The following is a 3295-nucleotide window of genomic DNA, read 5'->3' on the forward strand; positions in this document are numbered from 1 at the left end:
CAATCCCAGCGTGCGCCGGAGCGCCTTTTGAATCTTTCGCCTGAAGAGATCGAACGCTACGCAAGGCATCTCGTGCTGCGCGACATCGGCGGGCCGGGCCAGAGCAAGCTCAAACATGCGCGGGTTCTCGTCGTCGGCGCCGGCGGGCTCGGCGCGCCGCTGCTGCAATATCTCGCCGCGGCGGGCGTCGGCGCGCTCGGCGTCGTCGACGACGACGCCGTTTCGCTGTCCAATCTCCAGCGTCAGGTGATCCACGCCACGCCGGACGTCGGCCGTCCCAAGGTGGAAAGCGCGCGGGACGCCATCGCGCGCCTCAATCCGCATGTCGTCATGGAGCCGCATGCGTTGCGTCTTGATGAGACGAACGCCCGCGCGCTGATCGGGCGCTATGATGTCGTGGCGGACGGTTCGGACAATTTCGCCACGAGGTATCTCGTCTCGGACGCCTGCTATTATGAAAGAAAGCCGCTGGTGACGGCGGCGCTTGGCGGCTTCGACGCCTCGTTGACGACGCTGCGGCCTTTCGAACGCGGCCCCGACGGCGGCCCTAATCCGACCTATCGCTGTCTATTTCCGACGCCGCCGCAGGCGGGGGAAATCCCGACCTGCGAAGAAGCCGGCGTTCTCGGCGCGCTTGCCGGAATGGTCGGCGCGATGATGGCGCTTGAAGTCGTTCGCGAGATCGTCGGCTTCGGCGAGGGACTGGTCGGCCGTCTGCTGCTCATCGACGCGCGCGGCATGCGTTTCGAGACCGTCCGCTACGCCTTTGACCCGGAAAATCCGCTCAGCGGCGCCGGCGCGCAATCATGAATGCGCTCCATAAGGGCGTCCGCTTCGGCGGAAAATGCGCTAGAGCGCCGCGATGACGGCGATCTCGACCTTGTAGGCCGGCGACACGAGCTTCGCTTCGACGGTGGCGCGTGCGGGCGGATTGGCCTTGTCGACCCATTCGTCCCAGACGCCGTTCATCTCCGCAAAGGTCGCGATGTCGGAAAGATAGATCGTCGCTGACAGGATATTGGCCTTGGCGCTGCCGGCTTCGGCGAGAAGCGCGTCGATCTGCGCGAGGATTTCGCGCGTCTGATCGGCGACCGATCCGCCCTTGGTCTTGTCGGCCACCTGGCCGGCCGTATAGACGGCGTTGCCGCGAACGACGGCCTGGCTCATACGCGGCCCCGCGCCGATCCTTTTAATGCTGCTCATTTCCCCTCCATGCGCGCCGCGCCGGTCGGGACGAACCCTTGGAAAACCGCGCGGCGGCGGCAGTATGTATACTAGGAAGCGGATGCGGGTCGAGTTTGGCGAAGCACAAGCCAGTGCAGCCAATCAGTCGTGCTGCGAGCGTCTGGCCAGCGAAAGCTCCCGACGCAAGGGCCGCGCTTGGCCGCATGTCTGGCGCAGACGTTCCGCGCCCTGCTTTAGGAGCGCGCTCGAAGCGAGCACATTGGGTCGTTCGATCAGCTGGGCTATTCCGACAGAGTCGCCATTGCGGTCACGCAAAGGCATTTTGTCGCCAGGCGCCAAGCCTTGGTCCAACAAATCCGCCGCGACGGCGAGGAGAATGTTGGCAAGCTCCTGGCTTCGCGAGATCGAATCCCCGCCAAGCGCCGAAGCGCTACATTCGATTCTGAGCTGGAAATGCATAATGCAAGGTTCCTAATATTTCAGACAACGCAATGCGCTGGGCGACAAGCGCCTGCGTCTACAATTACCTCTTTTCGAGACGCCCCACAATCCGTTCCACCAAATCGCGCGGCCGAGCGCTTTGAAGTCCTGTTTGTGCAAGATCTCTGGACGGGGACCGGACGGGCGCAAAGCGGGCGGCCGAGATCATCGTGAGGAGCCGGCAAGCGCTGAGCCCGTGCTGCAAGGGGCCCCTCTCATCTGATCTGTCGCGCTACGGCTATATCTCGCCACCTTAGCGGGTCTGGACAAGTCGTTGCGCGCTTTCTATAAGCCCGACACATCGCGTTCGCGCGAGCCCAGGTAGCTCAGTTGGTAGAGCATGCGACTGAAAATCGCAGTGTCGGTGGTTCGATCCCGCCCCTGGGCACCATCCCCTTACGCCATGTCTTCCTTTCGTGGCCTTGTCGGGTATGAAGCGCCGGAACATCCGGCCCGCGGCGAAACTTCAAAAACCTTCCGACGGGGCGGACTTCAGCTCCGGGCGCCCCCTTCAGGCGCGCGCCTGTGGCGCTGGGTTTCGAGCGACCGCCTCCAGTCTCCTCCACGAATGCGGCAAGCGGCATCCTGACGCCATCGAGCGCCAGCGCGCCCATGCGGAGAATCACGACGTCCGCAGGGCTACGCCCGCGGCGAGCACTGGGACGGGCGCGTGAAGAGGGGAGAGAGGCCGGACGGTTCGCAGGAGACTGCGTCACCAGCCAGAGCTAACTCACTTTGCTGTCCTTCAGCAGGCCGACGAGCGGATTAGGCGTCGGGGGCGCGATCCGCCGCAGTGTATTTGTGTCGCGGTGGTTGAACGCTGGCGTCGCGCCGCGCAGGGCGAGATCAGTTCGCGTCACATAGGTCCAGCTGCCATCGTCGTTGAAGGCGATGTCGATTCGGTAATAGTCGGTGCGAAACGCTTCTTCCAGGAAGGTCGTCGAGCAAATGCCGAAGCGACTATCGCCGCGCCGCGCCTCGACGGAAATGCGCGCGTCATCGGGTTTCGCCGTTCCACCCGCCAGCACGACTTGTCCTCGCGGGATAGCGATGGTCTGCATAATCAGGCCCGTGGCTGGCTCCCAGAGCCAATAACCGACCTGGTCGTGAAAGGTGATTGCTTCCTCCGCAGTGTTGATATGGATGTGATAGCGCAAACCATAGAGGAGTTGCGGCCCGTTCGTCTGCGGGTCGATCGGATCCATCCTTATATGCTCCCGGTAGGCCCGCGTTTCAGGCCCTTCGGCCTTGGGGTTGACGTCCACGCCTTGATCGGACTGCCAAACGCCGGCCAAGCGGCGCAGCGGACCTAGATTGGCGAGCGTATCGGGGGAGAACTCAGGCTCGGTAAAAATATCGTCCGGAATGCTGCACACTTTTGTGTCCCTTCCCACTCATCTGATCGCGCGGGTGATTGAGAAGCGTGCGCGGCCTGATTTCAAGCTGCAAATGTACCCAATCCGCTGCCGACATTTGTCGCAGCGACTTTTGACCGAGACAGAGCGACCATCGATGCGAATGACGCCGGCTTGGCGGGCGCTTCGGCCATGAACCGCGCCGCACGCGCAGTGCGCCGGCGCACTGCGCCTTTCAACGAGGCGCGCAATGATCCGAACGTTGCAAAAAACCC

4 protein-coding genes and 1 tRNA gene are annotated in these 3295 nt (G+C 63.2%); 2 read left to right on the plus strand and 3 right to left on the minus strand.

The window, feature by feature from the left end:
* The first annotated feature begins 27 nt into the window (after window positions 1-27).
* The gene (locus NEI07_RS03890; RefSeq protein ID WP_256032856.1) at window positions 28-810 is read left to right on the plus strand and encodes a HesA/MoeB/ThiF family protein; all 783 of its coding nucleotides are present in this window, start codon (window positions 28-30) and stop codon (window positions 808-810) included.
* A gap of 39 nt (window positions 811-849) precedes the next feature.
* Here NEI07_RS03890 and NEI07_RS03895 read toward each other — a convergent pair whose 3' ends face one another.
* Entirely contained in the window at window positions 850-1203 is a 354-nt protein-coding gene (locus NEI07_RS03895) for a RidA family protein (RefSeq protein ID WP_256032850.1), read from the minus strand.
* 123 nt (window positions 1204-1326) lie between these two features.
* Window positions 1327-1644, minus strand: coding sequence for a hypothetical protein (locus NEI07_RS03900; protein ID WP_256032852.1), 318 nt, complete (start codon window positions 1642-1644; stop codon window positions 1327-1329).
* A 336-nt stretch (window positions 1645-1980) separates the two neighbouring features.
* On the opposite strand from NEI07_RS03900, the gene NEI07_RS03905 reads away from it, so the two are divergent.
* Window positions 1981-2056, plus strand: a tRNA-Phe gene (locus tag NEI07_RS03905).
* A gap of 334 nt (window positions 2057-2390) precedes the next feature.
* Here the strand turns inward: NEI07_RS03905 and NEI07_RS03910 are convergent.
* Complete coding sequence (locus NEI07_RS03910; protein WP_256032855.1) at window positions 2391-3041, minus strand: FABP family protein; 651 nt, start codon at window positions 3039-3041, stop codon at window positions 2391-2393.
* Between the last annotated feature and the right edge of the window lie 254 nt (window positions 3042-3295).

The sequence above is a fragment of the Methylocystis suflitae genome (genome assembly GCF_024448135.1).
GTDB lineage: Bacteria > Pseudomonadota > Alphaproteobacteria > Rhizobiales > Beijerinckiaceae > Methylocystis > Methylocystis suflitae.